Genomic DNA, 18,660 nt, shown 5'->3' with positions numbered 1-18,660 from the left:
TTCAGACTTGTTGTCCGTCTATATTCTTACCCTGCTCCAGTAGCCCGATCAAGGCATCTACATGCAGCAAGGCGCACATTTTTTCTTTTACCATACCCGCCAACCAAGGCCGAGCACCCGGCGTAGCGCGCCACTTAACCTGTTCTCGCGTCAGCTGCGCCGTCCCTTTCAGTTGATGACAACCCAGCCCCCAGTTACTTTCACCCAGGGTCACCAGATATTGATACTGTTCTTCGGCCGTGTGCCCGGGCATGGCCCAGCGCGCCGTGTCCACCACATATAACTGCCGCTCACGTTCGGTAAGCATACCGGCAAACCAGGCCGGTTTACCAAACAGATTCGTCAGTTTGGACATCTGATAAATGCCGCCCAAATGAGTCAGCGGTACCGCAAAGGTCATGCCGGCCACTTCAAAAAACAACACCTGAAAACTGTGTTCGGTGTCCATATTACGCCATTCAGCCGCCGCGGGGGCCGCCGGTAGCGGCTCAACTTGAACGCTGGTCTCGGGCTCGGGCTCAGACTCTTGAATCACCGGCGGCGCAGCCGCCGCGGGGGCCGCCGGTAGCGGCTCAACTTGAACGCTGGTCTCGGGCTCGGGCTCAGACTCTTGAATCACCGGCGGCGCAACCGGCTCGGGCACCGGAATGGGCGTCGGTTCTGCCACAGGTACCGGAGTCTCGACTGCCGGCTTCTGCTCGGGCTCGGCCAGTACAGGCGGCGTTTCTTCTTCCTTTAGCTCGGCCACCCGCGCCAGCAGTGTTTCCAGTGCCAGGCGTCGGGCCTCTTCTTCCGGATCCGCAAACGGCATGCTCGCGGTTTGCTCAAGAGCAATGCTCGGCTGAGTCGCCACCGCCGGCCCCTCTTCCAGCAAGGAGCCAAAATAATCATCCAGCGCGTCCGAATGTCGTTGATTCATAATGCCGCCTCCACGCCATCCAGCTGCCACAAGTAACGCAGCAGACTCTGGTAGGCAAACACTCCCCGACACCCTTTGGCAAAATAAGAAGGAGGTTCGTGGCGCAGGCTGGCATCACGAAACTTGGTATCAACCGGTATCACCGACGGCCATAAATTGCCGTCGTACTCCTGCTTCAGGCTGTCCAGACTCTGTATCGAGGCCCGGGTGCGCTGATCAAACATGGTGGGTACCACCGTATAGTTAAAGCCGTTTTTTCTGGCCCTGTGCATCAGCTTGAAGGTGCTGACCATGCGCTCCAGCCCCTTGATCGCCAGAAACTCGGTTTGCACCGGCACCAGAATACGATCGCAAGCAGCCAGGGCATTCACCATCATGACTCCCAATACCGGCGGACAATCGATGATCACCACATCAAACTCGTTCTGTACTTCGGCCAGCATTCGCTTTAGTACCAGCCCCATGCCTTCTCGGCTGCTGGAGGTTCGTTCCAACGTGGCCAGAGAGATGGACGCCGGCAACAGGGTTATTCCGGCAAAACGCGTGGTTAGCGCCACCTGCTCAAACAAGGTGCGAGTCGGCTGTTGTGCCTGAAACAAGTCAAACAGGCTATGGGGCAGACTGTCCATATCATAATCAAAATAGGAGGTCAGCGAGCCATGGGGATCGGTATCAATCAGCAGCACCCGCTTGTTGCGCTGCGACAACAGGCCGGCCAGGGCCACCACGGTTGTGGTTTTGCCTACGCCACCTTTCTGATTTGCAACTGTCCAGACTATCAATGCTTAATCCTGTGTTGTGCCGATACGAATGCCGCCACCAGGCAGCTCATAAACACGTAAATCCGGGCTTTTGTCTGTGGCCATGGGCCGGGACGGCAACGCCGTGGGCGCCTGCCACTGCTGTTTCGATATGACGATATCGACCCGTCGATGACGGGCACGCCCGGTTTCACCGCGCTGATCGCCCAGGGAGTTAAACTCGCCATAGGCTTCCAACGCCAGCCGGGGCGCCTTGATGCCTGCTTGCAGCAACCATTCCAACACGGCTCGGGCACGCTCGGCAGACAACTGCCAGTTGGAGGCATACAGCTCGTTACTGACCGGCAGGTTATCTGCATAGCCGCGCACACGGATAAAATGCGACCCCGAGGTCAATGCGGGTATCAGGCGCATAAGCACCGGCTTGGCATTACCGCCCAGTAACGCACTGCCACTGGCAAATAATAACGAGCCGTCAAAACTCAGGGTTAGCCAGTCCCCCTCCTGCTCCAGCTCTACCCGCTGCTGCTGCAGTAATGGAGATAATTGCAGCTCCAGTTGCGCCTTGATCTCCGCCAGGCCCGGGTCGGGCTCGCTTAACGGTGCACCCGTGCCGGTTAATTCGTTGTCATCTACCGCCGCCACCATGGAGTTTGCCGCCTTGGCCGGCAGCGCTTCCCCGCTCAGGCGTACCAATGCTTGCTCCATGCCATCGAGCAGGGGTTGCTGCAGTTCGGTTTTACTGGCGTGAATGGCATACAGCACCACAAACAGGGCAAACACCAGCGTCATATAATCGGCATACGACACCAGCCAGCGCTCCGGCCCCGCCGTACTATTGGCACTGTGGGCACGCATGGCCAGCGAGCGCCGTTTCATTGACGCTGTCCCTGATACTGTGCCAGCTGTCGACTGACCGATAAACTGCTGTCGCCCCGGGCGATGGCCATCAACCCGATGGCGGTCAACTCCCGATAGCGCAGCTCCAGCCGATACATGGCCCTGAGCCGGTTGGCCAGCGGCAACAACAACAGGTTGGCCAGCCCTACCCCGTACAAGGTAGCGACGAAGGCCACCGCAATGCCGGTCCCCAACTGCGAGGGATCGTCCAGATTCGACATTGCCTGGATCAGACCCAGCACGGCACCAATAATGCCGATGGTCGGGCTGTAGCCGCCCATGGCTTCAAACACCTGGGCTTCCAGCTCTTTTTGCTCTTCCAGCCGGCTGATTTCGTTGTCGAGCAGCTGCTCCAGCGCCGTGGCTTCGGTACCATCGACCACCCATTGCAGGCCCTGACGGGTAAAATCGTCCAGCGACTGATGTTCGGTTTTGGACTCTAGCGCCAAAAAACCTGCTTGCCGTGCCTGATGGGACCAGTGCAACAAGCGCGAGGCCTGTTCGTGAAAGGGCCAGGGTGCCTGGCCAAACAAGCTCTTCAGGGCTTTGAATGCCGCCTTGAACTGGTGCCAGGGTGTTTGCAACAACACGGCACCCAGGGTGCCGCCCAATACAATCAGCAATGCCGGTCCGTCCAGCAGCCCCCAGCCGCTGCCACCGTGCCACCATTGCGCCAGAATAATACATGCCAGTGCCAGTACCAGTCCGGTCAGCGCCATATCAGCTGCTCATCTCGTTCACAATGGCTTCACCAATCATCGGCAAGGGCAAGGATTCTGTCGCCAGGCCGGCTTTGGCCACCGCCTGCGGCATACCATACACCACACAGGTTTCTTCATCCTGAGCCCAGATATTGGCACCCTGGGCCTTTAACAGGCGCGCGCCTTCACGCCCGTCGGCCCCCATGCCGGTCAACACCACGGCCAGCACATTGCCGCCATATGTTTTCGCTGCCGAGGCAAAGGTGATGTCCACGCAGGGTTTGTAATTCACCTTGTCGTTTCCCTCCATAATGCGCAGACGCGCGGCACCGGGGCGACCTTCAAACAGCATCTGCTTGCCACCCGGTGCCAGATAGGCATGACCCGGGCGCAACTGATCACCGTCTTGCGCTTCTTTTACACCAATCTTGCACAGACTATTGAGCCTGGCCGCAAAGGCAGTGGTAAAGGTGCCCGGCATATGCTGGATAAGCACGATGGGATGAGGAAAGTTGGCCGGTAGTTCAGTCAGTACTTTTTGCAGCGCCACCGGGCCGCCGGTAGAGGTACCAATGGCCAGCAGCTGGTAATGCTTGCCACTGCGCCGAGGCGGATTACGCCGCTCGGGAACGACCGCTCTTGCCGGCGCAGCACTCGGGGTACTGCTCAACCCTGTGCGCGCTCCCAGGGGGGAATTCGACAAACCGCTGCGGGTCGGCGTAGTCGCAACAGGATGGGGTCTTGCCGCCATAAAAGGACGCCGCCGGGCAATGGCCTTGACCCTTTGCTGCAACAACAGAATGGCTTCTTCCTTGCTGCGGGCAATATCTTCAAAACGCTTGGGCAAAAAATCCATGGCGCCGGCATCCAGGGCATCCAATGTGGCCTGGGCACCGTCGTGAGTGAGCGAAGAAAACATCAACACAGGGGTTGGGGTGGCTTTCATGATGGCACGGACCGCTGAAATCCCATCCATGACCGGCATTTCAATGTCCATGGTGATCACGTCGGGGCGAACCAGTCGCGCTTTTTCGATGGCCTCCTGACCATTTGCCGCCGTATCAACCACGCTAAGCATGGGATCCTGATTAAGGATCTCGCTCACACGACGTCTGAAAAAACTTGAATCATCAACCACTAACACCCGAATAGACATCAATATCCTCGTCGCATTTTTTATTGTTAGGCGTAACGCCTCGCATAAGCTTTAATCAAACCCGCCAGATCCAGGATCAGGGCGATGCCGCCATCGCTGGTAATAGTGGCACCGGCCATGCCCGGTGTACCGTGCAACAGTTGATCCAGAGGTTTGATGACGACTTCTTCCTGCCCAATCAAGCCATCCACCACAAAACCGACCTGCTGGTTGCCTACTGCAACGATAACCACATGGCCTTTTGCCTGGCGGGCACGTCGCTCGCCTCTCAACAGCCAGTCTTGCAAATAAAACAGCGGAATAGCGTGATTGCGCACCACTATGGTGAGCTGTCCATCCACCATGCTGGTGCGGGTAAGATCGAGATGGAAAATCTCATCGACGTTGGTCAATGGCAAGGCGAAGGTCTGCTTGCCAACCAGCACCATCAGCGTAGGCAAAATGGCCAGCGTCAGCGGTACCTTGATTTGCAGTTTGGTGCCCTTGCCTTTTTCAGAATCAATATGAATAGAGCCATTCACCGAGGTAATACCGGTTTTAACCACGTCCATACCCACGCCACGACCCGATACATCGGTAATTTCTACCTTGGTCGAAAAGCCGGGAGCAAAAATCAGGTTATAGGCTTCATTATCCGTCATGCGGGCCGCGCCATCGGCATCGAGAATGCCGCGCTTGATGGCGATTTCTTTCAGTTTTTCCGGATCCATGCCAGCACCATCATCTTCGATGCCCAGCAGAATATGGTCTCCTTCCTGAGACGCGGTCAGCCGGATCACACCGGTTCTCGGTTTACCGGCCGCTTCACGCACATCGGGCATTTCTATGCCGTGATCGCACGAGTTGCGCACCAGGTGAACCAGAGGATCGGCCAGCGCCTCGACCAGGTTTTTATCCAGATCCGTGTCTTCGCCGACCATTTCCAGGTTGATTTCTTTTTTCATGGTCCGGGCAATATCGCGCACCACTCGAGGAAAACGACCAAACACTTTCTTGATCGGCTGCATGCGGGTCTTCATTACCGCGCCCTGCAGATCACCGGTGACGGCATCCAGATTGGCGACGGTTTTGGATATATCCTCGTTTTCATGGTTGGCATCCAGGCTGATCAGCCGGTTGCGTACCAACACCAGCTCGCCCACCATATTCATGATGTTATCGAGTATTTTAGTATCGACCCGCACCGTGGTGTCCGGTGGCGCACTGTGTGCCGCCGGGGCCTTGGCCGGCGCTTTATCGACGGTATTCTTTTCGAGCATGGGCGCAGCGGCCGTTGGCGCAGCCATCATTGGAGCGGCTGAACTGGCAACAACCTGAGCTTCATCGGCAACCACAGTGGGGCCTTTGCCCGAGCCGTGCAACTGATCGAGTAATGCCTCAAATTCCAGATCATCGATATGATCGTCACTGGCCGGCGCAGATGGCTCGGATGGCTCGGATGCCATGGCCTCTATCGCGGGCGCACCACTGTGCTTGCCGGCACCGTGCAGCTGATCCAGCAGGGCCTCAAATTCATCGTCGGTGATCTCGTCTGTACTATCACTACTCACGTTGGCATCACTGCTCGCGGTGGGCGCAACGTCGACACTGGCTGGGGTCTCACTTTCCGACACCAGCTCGTTCAGCATCTGCTGATATTGCGCTTCGCCCAGCCCGGCAATCCCCGGTTCAGCAGCAGCCGGCTCGGCGGCGGCATCTGTCGCATCTTCATCGGCGGCAGCGGGTTGGCAATAACGTTCCAGCGCTGCCAGTAGTTCGGGGTCGGCCGGTGTAGGGTCTTCGCGATTCTGAATTTCGGCAAACATGACGTTGACCGTATCCAGCGCCCGCAGGATGACATCCATTAATTCGGAGGTGACCTTGCGCTGTCCGTTACGCAAGATATCGAACACGTTTTCGGCTTTGTGGCAGGTATCTACCAGTGCAGTCAGCGACAAAAAGCCGGCACCGCCTTTAACGGTATGAAATCCTCGAAAAATGGCATTCAGCAAGTCTTTATCGTCTGGCTGGCGTTCCAGCGTTACCAACTGCTCTGACAATTGTTCCAGGATCTCCGATGCTTCAACCAGAAAATCCTGAAGAATATCCTCGTCTACCTCAAAGCCCATGCTCTCTCCTTAGAATCCCAGACTGGACAGCAGATCATCTACGCCGTCTTGATCCGAAACCACATCTTGGCGATGTTCTTTATTCATAATGGGGCCTTCGGCGGTAATATCCGATACCGGGGCGCTCTTTGGTTTTGATTCAGGCTGAACTTCTTCCATACCCGGCAAACGGCCAAATACGGATAAAATAGCGACTAGTTTAGCCTCAACTTCCTGTACCAGATTGATAACGCGACGAATCATCTGGCCGGTTAAATCCTGATAGTCCTGAGCCATCAAGATTTCGGTTAACAGATTTCTTAATTGATTCGCATCCTGCTCTGAGCTCAGTAAAAAACTATCCAGCTGGAAACACAATTCTTTAAACTTGCCCAATTCAAGCTGACGTTCCATCAATTCACGCCAGCCCGGCATGACCTGTTGAATATTGTCATTCAGTCGATCGGCTATCGGCAGACTGGCTTCCACCGCATCCATGGTGCGGTTGGCGGCTTTATCGGTCATGTCGATCACGTAACTCAAGCGCTCACGGGCGTCGGGAATTTCATTTTCGGCCAACTCGGGCAAACGAGGATCGTTTCGAAATTCCTGCAGAGAGTCATGTAATTGACGAGTAAGCAGCCCCACCTGCTCGACCAGATCTTTGGCCTGGGGCATGCATACGTCGGTAAGATAACGGTCTGCCCCGTCCTGATCACCACGCTCTAGCATTGCTACCAGTATACGGGCCTGTTCCAGGCTGATCGTTCCTTTCTGAAATGCCATCTCGCTGCCTTTTTATCCGATTCTCTCGAAAACCTTCTCGAGTTTTTCTTTCAGGGTGCCGGCGGTAAAAGGCTTGACCACATAGCCATTCACACCAGCCTGAGCCGCGGCAATAATCTGCTCGCGCTTGGCTTCTGCCGTCACCATCAATACCGGCAAATGTTTGAGTTTGTCGTCGGCACGAATCGCTTTCAACAAATCAATTCCCTGCATCCCTGGCATGTTCCAATCGGTCACCACAAAGTCGAAGTCACCGTTTTTCAACATGGGCAATGCCGTAAGACCATCATCGGCTTCCAGTGTGTTGTTAAACCCCAAATCTCGAAGCAGGTTTTTAATAATCCTACGCATTGTGGAAAAATCATCCACAATCAGGATTTTCATATTCTTGTCCAAGCAATTCCTCCTCTCAGCCAAACCAATAGCCGCTGAATATGACAAGCATTTTAACTATATCGACCCGCTAAACCTTAACTTAAATCGTATATTGGGTAATTAGTACAATAAAATAGAACCACGACCTTGTTTAAGGTCATTTAATGAACAATAAACCAATGCGACTACGATGGATGCTTACATTATCATCGTTACCCTTTACTCCGTTCCAAAGGTCAGGCTTTCCATTCCGTTAATTTGGCGCGCAATCGATGCATCGCCTGGCTGTGAATTTGGCTCACTCGAGACTCGCTGACTTCAAGGATCTGGCCAATCTCTTTCAGATTCAGTTCTTCGTCATAATATAACGACAACACCAGCGCTTCCCGCTCGGGCAAGGTTTTGATGTGTTGCGACAGTGCACCTTGAAAACGTTGTTTTGCCATGTCTTCAAACGGATTATCCGCATGCTGGTGTTGTTCGATATGACTATCAATACCACTTTCAAACTCGTCCATATCGAGAATTTTGCCGTTGCTGGTGTCGCGCAGCATGGCGTAATACGCTTCCATGCTGACGTCCAGCTCTTCGGCCACTTCACGATCGGTGGCATTTCGCCCTTCGCGAGCCTGTACTGCCGCAATGGCGTTGGCCACTTCACGACTGTGCTTGTGCACCGAGCGGGGTACCCAATCGCCACGGCGAATCTCATCCAGCATGGCCCCCCGAATGCGAATACCGGCAAAGGTTTCAAAACTGGCGCCCTTGCTGGCGTCAAAATTGCGTGTCGCTTCCAGCAGCCCCACCATGCCCGACTGAATCAAGTCATCCAGTAATACGCTGTCGGGCAACCGCGCCAGCAAATGGTGGGCAATACGGCGCACCAGGCCCGCATGTCTTTCAACCAGTTGCGTGCCTTGTTGCCTGGCGTACACCAGCGCTTTATTCGCTCCAGACATCAGGCTCAGCCACCGGCGGTTGCAACAGGTTTTCAATAAAGAACTGTAAATGGCCACCGGCCCGCTCGGGGGCTGGCCAGCTTAGTGCCTTGTTGGCCAGCATTTTGATGGCCATGGCCGAAGGCGACTTGGGGTATTGATTGACCACCAGGGTTTGCCGGCGTACGGCCAAACGCAAGTTGCCATCGAAGGGAACACAAGCCACCAGCTCGAGAGCGGCATCAAGAAAGCGGTCGGTTACCCGGGTCAGCTTGGCAAACAGTTCCTGGCCTTCGCGCTGACTGCGCACCATGTTGGCCACGATTTTAAAGCGAAACACGCCATAGTCGCGAGATAATATCTTGATCAGTGCGTAGGCATCGGTAATGGAAGTGGGTTCATCGCACACCACCACCAGCACTTCTTGTGCAGCCCGGGAAAAACTCAACACCATATCGGAAATACCGGCGGCGGTATCCACCAGCAAGATATCAATCGGCGTTTTCATCTCACTGAAGGCGCGGATCAAGCTGACATGCTCAAGTGGCGACAGCTCGGTCATCGACTGATTTCCCGAGGTGGCCGGAATAATCTTGATGCCCTGCGGCCCGTCGACCAACACCTCATCCAGGCTGCATTCGCCCCGCAATACATGGGACAGATTGCGGGTAACCCGAATGCCCAGCAAGACGTCGACATTTGCCAGGCCCAGGTCGGCATCCAGCACCATGACTCGTTTTCCCTGGGCTGCCATGGCCGACGCCATATTCAGAGAAATGTTGGTTTTGCCTACACCGCCCTTGCCGCCCGTGACCGAAATAACCTGTACTCTGCTTGTTTTTTGCATAAGTCGCAGCCCGCTTGCCTGGTCCTGAAACAAATTATTCATAAAAACGCGCATCCCCTTCATCGGACTCAGAAGATTCCCAGTAATAGGGGTCTTCTCGACGCTGTTCTAAATTCCCTAATGCCTGCCTGACCAGCTCCAGGCCATCAGCCAATCGTAAATCTTCCGGTACTCGCTGCCCGTCGGTAATGTAGCTGATGGGCAAGCTGTTCTGAATGCTGATGTCCAGTACATCGCCCAGTGACAGGCTTTCATCCAGTTTGGTTAAGATGCATCCGGCCAGTGGAATGCGCCGAAAATGATCCACCGCTTCCTGCAACACCCTGCGCTGAGCCGTAGCCGGCAGTACCAGATAATTGCGGATCTTGATTTGCTTATCGCCGACCAGGGTGTCTAACTGTTCATTCAATCGCAGATCGCGCTGGCCCATACCGGCGGTATCAATCAATACCAGACGACGGTGGCGCAGTTGATAAAGCGCCTGCGCCAGTTCTTGATAGGTACGGGCCTGCTTGACCACCACGCCCATGATGCGACCGTAGGTCTGTAGCTGCTCGTGAGCACCAATGCGGTAATGATCAGTAGTAATAAGGGCGATTTGATCGGCGCCGTAGCGAGCCGAAAAACGCGCCGCCAGCTTGGCAATGGTGGTGGTTTTACCCACGCCAGTGGGCCCCAGCAGCGCCACGGCACCGCCCTGGCGTAATATTTCGTCTTCGCCAGTCAACAGTTGTTGGCACAGGGTGGTCTCAATCTGGCTCCAGGCTTCATGGGGTGCGGCGCGATCGTTGACCCGCATCGCCAGCTGATCGGCAAAGCCATCGCTAAAACCTAATTCATTCAGGTGCTTGATGAGCATGGCTCGCACCGGTTCACGCCGCTCCACCTCTTGCCACATCAGGCCCGACACCTGATGTTCCAGCAAACGGCGAATGCTGGCAATTTCCTGGCGCATGGCGTTCAGTTCTTTATCTTTTGCGCCTTCTTTTCGCTTGTATTCACGGCTGTCATGCAACTGCAAGGGCGCTGCCGGCTTGGGCTGATTCAGGGTGGGCTCTTTGCGCTCGGTGCTGCTCTCCTCTGATGCCAATCGAGGATCGGTCCAGCTGGATTGCTCGGCCAGGGTTTGCGGTGACGGCTGTTGTCTGCCCCGCATCAGCAACGACTGCAAGGTTTCAGCCTGTTGCTGATCATTCATGGGGGTAACAAATTGACGCGCCTGTGACGATATTTTGACATTATCGTCACGCAGGGGGCGCTGTGCTGTGGTCACGGGCACTTCGTCGTCGTCGACGGCGGCTACTATCTCGATACCGCCCGAGACTTTTTTATTCGACATGATCACCGCGTCGGCACCCAGTACTTCTTTGACTTCGGCCAGTGCAGAGCGCATGTCTTTCGCAAAAAATCGTTTTATCTTCATTTAACTACCACCCTGCTACTGCTGGCCAACCGACGCCACTATGCGGATTTGACGGTCATCGGGCACTTCCTGATATGACAGCACCCGCAAACTGGGAATCGTGTGTTTTACAAAGCGCGCCAAGGTGGTGCGCAACATGCCGGAGGTTAATAAAATGGCTGGTTGCCCCTCCATTTCCTGATTGGCCGCCGCCTGAGACAGCGATTGCTGCATGCGCTCTGCCAAACCGGGCTCGATACCACTGCCCTGAGCGCCACCCGCCTGTAAAGAGTTCTGCAATATTTGTTCCAACTCTGGTGCCAGAGTAATAACGGGTAACTCGCGCTCGGTACCGGCAATTTCCTGAACCATGAAACGACGCAGCGCAATACGACAGGCCGCGGTGAGCACTTCCGGATCCTGGCTCTTGGTCGAGTATTCGGTGAGGGTTTGTAGAATGGTGCGCATGTCTCGAATAGTAACGCCTTCGTGCAGCAGGCTTTGCAACACTTTGGTCACCAGCGCCAGGCTCATGGTGTTGGGCACCAGACCTTCGACCAGCTTGGGCTGGCTGCGCCCTATCTGATCGATCAGATTTTGCACTTCTTCGTGCCCCAGCAATACGGATGCATGGTTGGTGAGCAGCTGGCTCAGATGGGTGGCCACGACGGTGGCGGCATCCACCACCGTATAGCCCAGGCTCTGGGCTTGTTCTATTTGGTCTTTGGCAATCCAGGTGGCTTCCAGATCAAAGGCGGGGTCACGGGTATCTATACCTGCAATAGGCCCGAAGACCTGGCCCGGATTAATGGCCAGCTCCCGTTCGGGATAAATGTCGGCGCTGCCGGAGCTCACCCCCATCATGGTAATCTGGTATTGGTTGGGCCCCAGTTCCAGGTTGTCGCGAATATGCACGGCGGGGATCAGGAAGCCCAGTTCTTGCGAGAGTTTTTTGCGCACCCCTTTAATGCGGCTGAGCAACTCGCCGCCCTGCGCCTGATCCACCAGGCTTATCAGCCGATATCCCACTTCCAGACCTATGGTATCCACCTGCACCACGTCGTCCCAGCCCAGCTCTTTGACCTCGCTGCTCGGTGCATCGGGCGCCTGCGCCTGCTCGACCACTTCTTGTGCCACTCGTTTGTTGCGCTTCATGGTCCACCAGGCAGCAAAGGCTGCCAAACCACCCAACAGCAGAAAAGCAAAGTGCGGCATGCCGGGTACCAGACCCATGGTGATCAGAATACCGGCGGCAATAGACAGTGACTTGGGATTATCGAACAACTGGCCCAACATGGCCTCGCCCATGTCTTCGCTGGTATTTTGACGGGTCACGATAATGGCGGCGGCAATCGACAGCAGCAGCGAGGGAATTTGCGCCACCAGCCCGTCACCTATGGTGAGCAGGGTATAAATTTCGGCGGCTTCGCCGAAGGGCAGCCCATGCTGGGCCATGCCGATAATGAAACCACCGATGATGTTGATAAACAGGATCATGATGCCGGCAATGGCATCGCCTTTCACAAACTTGGAGGCACCGTCCATGGAGCCATAAAAGTCGGCTTCCTGAGTCACTTCGGCACGGCGAAGACGCGCTTCGTCCTGATTGATCAAACCGGCGTTCAAGTCGGCATCTATGGCCATCTGTTTGCCGGGCATGGCATCCAGGGTAAAGCGGGCACTCACTTCCGAAATACGACCGGCACCCTTGGTGACCACGGCAAAGTTGATGATCATCAAAATCAGAAAGACAATCAAACCCACCGCGTAGTTGCCGCCAATCACCACGGAGCCAAAGGCTTCGATGACGTTACCGGCCGCGTTCCCCCCTTCGTGCCCTTCCAGCAACACCACTCGGGTAGACGCCACGTTCAACGCCAGACGCAACAGGGTGGCCACCAGCAGCACGGTAGGAAACGCCGCAAAGTCCAGTGGACGCTTGCTGTATACCGCCACCAGCAGGATCACCAGCGCCAGCGAAATATTGAACGAGAACAGAATATCGAGCAGCAGCGCAGGAATGGGCAACACCACCATGCCCAGAGCCGCCAGCACCAGCAGCGGCGTACCCAGCCCCTTGCTGAACCAAGAGGACCAGGGTCCCAGCTGTTGTAAGTATTTATCCTTGAATGCCATTACCACTACGTTGCTGCAAAGATTGATGGTTGGCTTACATGCAATAAACGAGCCATATAATTATACTGTGAAGGGGAATATATCCAAACAACAAGATCCTGGCATACGTCAGGATGACGGCCAAAACACTGGCCCTGCTAATTTGGTGTTTTCTTGTCCGCTTCACCCATCACTCTTTACCCTTCACAAACAAAATTACACCTTGAATTCATCGGGTATGGGCAGGTCTTCTTTGAGAGGGATGGGTTTGTTGCCCTGGCCTTTGCGCCAGTTATTGAGCTGGAATACATAAGCCAGTACCTGTGCCACGGCCACGAACAGGCCTTCGGGTATCTCCCCGTCCAGCTTGGTAGAGAAGTAAATGGCCCGGGTTAGTGCCGGAGACGAGATCACCGGCACTTCATATTCCCGGGCAATTTCTCGAATTTTAAGCGCTATTTCATCCTGGCCTTTGGCCACCACCCTGGGCGCGGCCCCCGGGCTGAATTTGTCATAGCGCAGGGCAACCGAGAAGTGGGTGGGGTTGACCACCACCACATCGGCTTCAGGCACTTCGCCCATCATGCGACGATTCGCCATTTCTTGCTGCAACCGACGAATACGCCCTTTCACCTCGGGTTTACCTTCGCTGTTTTTATACTCGTCCTTGATTTCCTGCAGGGTCATTTTCAGCTGCCGGGTATGGTTCCAGATCTGAAACGGCACATCGATGGCCACTATCGGCAATAACGCCATGCACAGCAGCAATCCCATGCGCAGCACCAGTTCGATGGCATCTACCATGGCCATGGGCAGCGTTTCGTTACTCAGGCGCAAGATATTATCGAACTGTCCCCACAATACCGAAATGGACAGGGTGGCAATAAACAACACCTTGGCCACGGACTTTAATAGCTCCACCATGGCTTGTACGCCAAACATGCGCTTCAGGCCTTTGGCCGGGCTCATTTTATCCAGTTTTGGCATCATGGCCTGACTACTGAAGTTAACGCCCCCCAGCAGGCTGTTTCCGACCAGTGCCGCCACCAGCACAATAGCGAACAAGCCCAACAAGGGCCACATCAAGCCCAGTAACGAGTCGCTTAATGCCGGCAACATGGTCTGGGGATCGAACAAGGCGGCACGGTCGATGCTGAAATTACGCGTAAATACCTGGGACATGGCATATCCCAGGCCATCCCCCACCATCATCAACCCGAGCGCACCACTGAGTAATACCGCCGCCGTGCCTAATTCTTTGGAACGGGGGATCTGGCCTTTTTCTCTCGCCTGGCGAAGGCGTTGCTCCGTGGGTTGTTCTGTTTTTTCCTGACCGTCCGACTCTGCCACTTAACCTCCTTCACAGGTCAGTTGCAGGGTGTCACACATCACCTGTTGCAACCGCAGCCACTGATTTTCAAAATGTCCCAGAAATCCGCCTAGGGTTAGCCATAAAATAAACAGGCCACATACCATGCTAACGGCAAAGCCAATGCTGAAAATATTCAATTGCGGAGCGGCCCGGGTCATGATGCCAAAGGTAAAGTTGATCAACAGCATGGCAACAATCGCCGACAGCGACATAGCCAGCGCCGCATAAAACAGCAAGCCCAGCAAACCGGCCAGGTTTTGCCAGCTGGACACCGAAATCCCGTTCATCGATACCGGCAGGGTTTCAAAGCTCAAGACGATGGCTTCAATCATGATCAGGTGGCCATTGAGCGCTAAAAACAGCAAGGTGCCCAGCATGAGATATAGCTGGCCCACCACCGGGGTCGACTGACCGTTTAGCGGGTCAACCATGGATGCAAAACCCAGACTGGTTTGCATGGCAATTACCTGGCCGGCGGTCACGAAGGTTTGCAGCAAGAACTGTGACAGCAGGCCAACCACGGCGCCAATCAATACCTGTTGGCCGGTAATCAGGAAGCCCCCCACCGAAAACAAAGCCACATCGGACATGGTCGGCAATACAGGCGCCACCGCTATCGTCGTGGCCACGGCCAGCAACAGGCGGTTATACATGGGCGTGAGGTTGGCACCAAACATCACCATGGTCATCATCATGCCGGCAATACGGCACAGCGGCCATAAGTAGCTGGCCAGCCAAAGCAAAATTTGATCAGTGGAATAGCTCAAACAGATTCCCTTAAAAGCGGTAAGCCGTCAGCTTCAAGCGATCAGCCGTTATTGGTCGAATAAATTCGACCCTACAAAAACACTACCCCTTATAAATACAGCGTTTTTCTTACAGCTGACAGCTTACGGCTTATCGCTGTCAGTTAACCTATCACCTGCGGTATCTGGAAAACCAACTCATAAAAAAAGTCCATCAACATGCCAAACCCCCAGTGAGCCCCTACCGCCAGCGCGCCCAGGGTCACCAGTAACCGGGGCAAAAAGCTCAGGGTCTGTTCGTTAATGGAGGTGGCGGCCTGAAATACGGCCACCACCAGACCAATGGCCAGACTTGGCAAAATCACCGCCGATACCAGCACAGTCACCAACCACAGGGCATTGCGAAAGATGTCGACAAAGGTTTCTGGACTCATTTATCCGGCTCCCAGGCCAAAGCTGTTGGCAAGCGTCCCCATGATCAGGTTCCAGCCATCAACCAGTACAAACAGCATTAACTTGAACGGTAACGAGATCAGCATAGGCGATAACATCATCATACCCATGGCCATCAGAATACTGGCCACCACCAGATCGATCACCAGAAAGGGTAAAAACAGCATAAAACCGATTTGAAACGCGGTTTTCAACTCGCTGGTGACGAAGGCCGGAATCAGCACTCGCAAGGGCACTTCGGCTTCGCTGTCCACTTGTATATCGGCGATATCAAGAAAGGTATCCAGATCCTTGACCCGGGTTTGCGCCAGCATAAAGTCACGTACCGGAAGTTCGGCGCGCGCTAACGCTTCTTTCGAGCTGATTTCTTCTGCCAGATAAGGCTGCAAGGCGTCGTTATTCACCCGATCCAGCACCGGCGACATGATAAAAAAGGACAAGAACAGGCTGATGCCGATCAGTACCTGATTATTCGGACTCTGCTGCAGACCCATGGCCTGTCGTAAAATTGACAGCACTATGATGATGCGGGTGAACGACGTCATCATGATGACGATGGCAGGCAAAAACGACAGTGCCGTCATCAGAGCCAGCACTTGCAGCGTCAAGCTGTATTCCTGACTTCCATCGGCGTTGGTGGTGACGGTCACCGCCGACATGCCTGTGCCTTGCTGCGCCATGGCCGGCGACGCCAGCAATAGCATTGCAGCCATTAATAGTAGTAATGGCAGCAAGAACCTTAATACCGCTCCCGCTTTCTCGGCGCTAACCCGTTCAAGACGGCGCATGATCTTGCCCTTTACCGTGCTTACCCAGCAAATTTTTGGCCGGTTCCGGCGCCAGAGGGTGCTCCAACTTGCCCAGGCCCGAGATTTGCTGGGCGGTTACGCCAAGCAACCACTGATCTTCCCCCACCTGTACCACTACCAGCCGTTCACGCTGGCCCAGCGCCAGTGAAGACACTACCTTGAGCTGACGACTGCCGCCCAGCAGTGCCGCACCACGCAAGCGGCGCAGCAGCCAGCCCAGTACCAGAATAACGCCAATCACCAGCAGTGATGACAGCGCCCATGAATCCCAGCGCACTTGCGGCCCTTGAGCCAGTGCCACCCCGGGAAGTAGCAACAATATGAATAACAGAGGCATTATTTTAACTTTTTAATCCGTTCGGTCTGGCTGATCACATCGGTGAGTCGAATACCAAATTTATCGTTAACTACCACCACTTCACCGTGGGCGATCAGAGTCCCGTTGACCATCACATCCAGTGGCTCACCGGCCAGACGATCCAGCTCGACCACAGAGCCCTGATTGAGCTGCAAGAGGTTGCGGATACTGATTTGAGTGCGCCCCACTTCCATCGAGATAGTCACCGGAATATCCAGAATGGCATCCAGCTTGCGCCGCTCTTCTCCGGATAACGGCTTGTCGTCACTGAAGTCGTTCAGCTCTACGCGCTTGGCGCCCCCTTCGGCGTCGGTCGCAGGCTCCTTGGCTTCCTGCTCGGCCATGGCTTCGCCCCAAACATCATCTATCTCGTTTTGTTCATCACTCATGATGCATCCTCAATGGTTCTTTCCAATTCTTCCAGCTCGGCTTCACCGTCTATGCGAATACCGTGGCGGGTCACCTGGTTAAGCTCGCTTTTCACCGTTTCCGGCTTTTTAATCTTTTCGGTAATACGCACCGCCATGTTGTCGCCGGAGCGGCCCAACTGGCCGCGGAAGCTTGGCAATTCCTCTACCGATACCAACAGATGTTCGGGCATATCGACCGGAATAATGTCGCCGACTTTCATCTCCATGATATTGCGCAGCGTCAGCTCTTTCTCCAGCAACTTGACCGACATATCCACCCCCACATCGAGGATTTCGTCGCGCAGCGCCTTGCTCCAACGCAAGTCGTTTTCGCCCTTGTCACTTTGCACACCCGCGTCCAGCAACTCACGAATCGGCTCCAGCATGCCGTAGGGCAAGGTCACGTGAAAATCGCCACCGCCACCGTCCAGCTCAATGTGAAACGAACTCACCACCACCACTTCGGTGGGGCTGACGATGTTGGCCATGGTGGGATTGACCTCTGAGTCCAGATACTCGAATTCCACGTCCATTACCGGCGACCAGGCTTCCTTGTAATCTTCAAAAACCAGTTTCAGCAGTAACTGGATCACCCGGCGTTCGGTGGGGGTAAATTCACGACCTTCAATTTTGGCATGACGACCGTCACCACCAAAGAAGTTGTCGACCAGAATAAACACCAGTCGAGCCTCCATGGTAACCAGGCCGATGCCCTTCAACGGCCGAAAGCGCACCATGTTCAAACTGGTGGGCAAAAACAGCGAATGGACATATTCGCCAAACTTGATCATCTGCACGCCGTTTACCGAGACTTCGGCGGTACGGCGCATCATGTTGAACAAACTGATGCGCATGTGGCGGGCAAAGCGTTCATTCACCATTTCCAGCGTGGGCATACGCCCACGCACAATGCGATCCTGAGAAGAAAAGTCAAACATGGCCACACCACCGGCGCTGCCTTGCGACTCTTCTTCTACATCATCCACCCCGTGTAACAGGGCATCAATTTCATCCTGAGATAACAGATCGCTCACGATTCACCTATTGCATTACGATACTGGTAAACAGCACTTTTTCGATGATGGGTGTGCCCAGCTCTTCGGTTAGCACAGCGTTTAGCTCGTTTAAAGCTTCTTGTCGCACTGCCTGCTTGCCCTCGGCAGTAATGTAATTATCGGCACTTTGCCGGCTGAATACGTCAAGCAGCGAACTTTCCAGCAAGGGTAAGTGACGTTGCGCGTCGGCCTGTCCTTGATCGCCCCGCACCATCAGCTGTACTTCTACCTGTACCAGCCGTTCTCGTCGCCCTGCAGTTACCGGAAAAATAAATGGCCGAGACAGTCCGACATACAGCGCCTTGTTGTCCACCACAGGCTCAGGCTCTACCGCTGCACCGCTGGGCTTGAGAAACCAGACCGCTCCGCCGCCAATACCGACTAACAGCACCGCCAGTATGATTAAAATCAGTTTGCGTTTGTACCATGCCACCTTGGGCATGATCAGATCATCAGGCATGCTTTTCCTT

Annotated in this window: 20 protein-coding genes; all 20 read right to left on the bottom strand. The window is 54.9% G+C overall.

What is annotated here, in order from left to right; all coding sequences use genetic code 11:
- Nucleotide 1 precedes the first annotated feature (1 nt).
- The 20 genes from IEW52_RS09400 to IEW52_RS09305 all read right to left on the bottom strand — a co-directional run bounded on the left by IEW52_RS09400 (nucleotide 2) and on the right by IEW52_RS09305 (nucleotide 18,650).
- Nucleotides 2-919, bottom strand: a complete 918-nt coding sequence (locus IEW52_RS09400; protein ID WP_188629816.1) for a chemotaxis protein CheW — start codon at nucleotides 917-919, stop codon at nucleotides 2-4.
- A complete protein-coding gene (locus IEW52_RS09395; protein WP_188629815.1) occupies nucleotides 916-1,701 on the bottom strand; it encodes a ParA family protein in 786 nt (261 codons plus the stop codon). Before IEW52_RS09395 ends, IEW52_RS09400 begins: the two co-directional genes overlap by 4 nt.
- Nucleotides 1,702-1,704: 3 nt before the next feature.
- The gene (locus tag IEW52_RS09390; protein ID WP_188629814.1) at nucleotides 1,705-2,559 is read right to left on the bottom strand and encodes an OmpA/MotB family protein; all 855 of its coding nucleotides are present in this window, start codon (nucleotides 2,557-2,559) and stop codon (nucleotides 1,705-1,707) included.
- Complete coding sequence (locus tag IEW52_RS09385; RefSeq protein ID WP_188629813.1) at nucleotides 2,556-3,299, bottom strand: flagellar motor protein; 744 nt, start codon at nucleotides 3,297-3,299, stop codon at nucleotides 2,556-2,558. Before IEW52_RS09385 ends, IEW52_RS09390 begins: the two co-directional genes overlap by 4 nt.
- Before the next feature lies 1 nt (nucleotide 3,300).
- Nucleotides 3,301-4,437, bottom strand: a complete 1,137-nt coding sequence (locus IEW52_RS09380) for a protein-glutamate methylesterase/protein-glutamine glutaminase (protein ID WP_188629812.1) — start codon at nucleotides 4,435-4,437, stop codon at nucleotides 3,301-3,303.
- Between the two features lie 26 nt (nucleotides 4,438-4,463).
- The gene (locus tag IEW52_RS09375; protein WP_188629811.1) at nucleotides 4,464-6,545 is read right to left on the bottom strand and encodes a chemotaxis protein CheA; all 2,082 of its coding nucleotides are present in this window, start codon (nucleotides 6,543-6,545) and stop codon (nucleotides 4,464-4,466) included.
- Nucleotides 6,546-6,554: 9 nt separating this feature from the next.
- Nucleotides 6,555-7,310: a protein phosphatase CheZ gene (locus tag IEW52_RS09370; protein ID WP_188629810.1), complete on the bottom strand. Its 756-nt coding sequence runs from the start codon at nucleotides 7,308-7,310 to the stop codon at nucleotides 6,555-6,557.
- 12 nt (nucleotides 7,311-7,322) lie between these two features.
- Entirely contained in the window at nucleotides 7,323-7,694 is a 372-nt protein-coding gene (gene cheY / locus IEW52_RS09365) for a chemotaxis response regulator CheY (RefSeq protein ID WP_444544015.1), read from the bottom strand.
- Nucleotides 7,695-7,921: 227 nt separating this feature from the next.
- Entirely contained in the window at nucleotides 7,922-8,644 is a 723-nt protein-coding gene (locus IEW52_RS09360; protein ID WP_188629808.1) for an RNA polymerase sigma factor FliA, read from the bottom strand.
- Nucleotides 8,628-9,512, bottom strand: coding sequence for a MinD/ParA family ATP-binding protein (locus tag IEW52_RS09355; RefSeq protein ID WP_188629807.1), 885 nt, complete (start codon nucleotides 9,510-9,512; stop codon nucleotides 8,628-8,630). The genes IEW52_RS09360 and IEW52_RS09355 overlap by 17 nt, the downstream gene beginning before the upstream one ends.
- Nucleotides 9,505-10,893, bottom strand: a complete 1,389-nt coding sequence (flhF, locus tag IEW52_RS09350) for a flagellar biosynthesis GTPase FlhF (protein WP_188629806.1) — start codon at nucleotides 10,891-10,893, stop codon at nucleotides 9,505-9,507. Before flhF ends, IEW52_RS09355 begins: the two co-directional genes overlap by 8 nt.
- Before the next feature lie 15 nt (nucleotides 10,894-10,908).
- On the bottom strand, nucleotides 10,909-13,008 hold the full coding sequence (flhA, locus tag IEW52_RS09345; RefSeq protein ID WP_188629805.1) for a flagellar biosynthesis protein FlhA: 2,100 nt from the start codon (nucleotides 13,006-13,008) through the stop codon (nucleotides 10,909-10,911).
- Between the two features lie 195 nt (nucleotides 13,009-13,203).
- On the bottom strand, nucleotides 13,204-14,337 hold the full coding sequence (flhB, locus tag IEW52_RS09340; protein ID WP_188629804.1) for a flagellar biosynthesis protein FlhB: 1,134 nt from the start codon (nucleotides 14,335-14,337) through the stop codon (nucleotides 13,204-13,206).
- Nucleotides 14,338-15,126: a flagellar biosynthetic protein FliR gene (gene fliR, locus IEW52_RS09335; protein ID WP_188629803.1), complete on the bottom strand. Its 789-nt coding sequence runs from the start codon at nucleotides 15,124-15,126 to the stop codon at nucleotides 14,338-14,340.
- Nucleotides 15,127-15,269: 143 nt separating this feature from the next.
- Nucleotides 15,270-15,539 (bottom strand): flagellar biosynthesis protein FliQ, encoded by a 270-nt coding sequence (gene fliQ / locus IEW52_RS09330; RefSeq protein WP_188629802.1) that lies wholly within the window; start codon nucleotides 15,537-15,539, stop codon nucleotides 15,270-15,272.
- Nucleotides 15,540-16,271: a flagellar type III secretion system pore protein FliP gene (gene fliP / locus IEW52_RS09325; RefSeq protein WP_308424527.1), complete on the bottom strand. Its 732-nt coding sequence runs from the start codon at nucleotides 16,269-16,271 to the stop codon at nucleotides 15,540-15,542. It abuts the gene before it with no gap.
- Nucleotides 16,272-16,332: 61 nt separating this feature from the next.
- On the bottom strand, nucleotides 16,333-16,704 hold the full coding sequence (gene fliO / locus IEW52_RS09320; RefSeq protein WP_188629801.1) for a flagellar biosynthetic protein FliO: 372 nt from the start codon (nucleotides 16,702-16,704) through the stop codon (nucleotides 16,333-16,335).
- Nucleotides 16,704-17,114 carry a flagellar motor switch protein FliN gene (gene fliN / locus IEW52_RS09315; protein WP_188629800.1) on the bottom strand — a complete coding sequence of 137 codons (411 nt, stop codon included), beginning with the start codon at nucleotides 17,112-17,114 and terminating at the stop codon, nucleotides 16,704-16,706. Before fliN ends, fliO begins: the two co-directional genes overlap by 1 nt.
- Nucleotides 17,111-18,169 (bottom strand): flagellar motor switch protein FliM, encoded by a 1,059-nt coding sequence (gene fliM, locus IEW52_RS09310; protein ID WP_188629799.1) that lies wholly within the window; start codon nucleotides 18,167-18,169, stop codon nucleotides 17,111-17,113. The genes fliN and fliM overlap by 4 nt, the downstream gene beginning before the upstream one ends.
- Nucleotides 18,170-18,176: 7 nt before the next feature.
- Nucleotides 18,177-18,650, bottom strand: coding sequence for a flagellar basal body-associated FliL family protein (locus IEW52_RS09305; RefSeq protein WP_188629798.1), 474 nt, complete (start codon nucleotides 18,648-18,650; stop codon nucleotides 18,177-18,179).
- Nucleotides 18,651-18,660: the final 10 nt, after the last annotated feature.

Source organism: Oceanisphaera marina (assembly GCF_014643915.1).
GTDB classification, from domain to species: domain Bacteria; phylum Pseudomonadota; class Gammaproteobacteria; order Enterobacterales; family Aeromonadaceae; genus Oceanimonas; species Oceanimonas marina.
The sequence above is the reverse complement of the archived record's forward strand: the minus strand, read 5'-3'. Positions and strand labels throughout refer to the sequence as shown.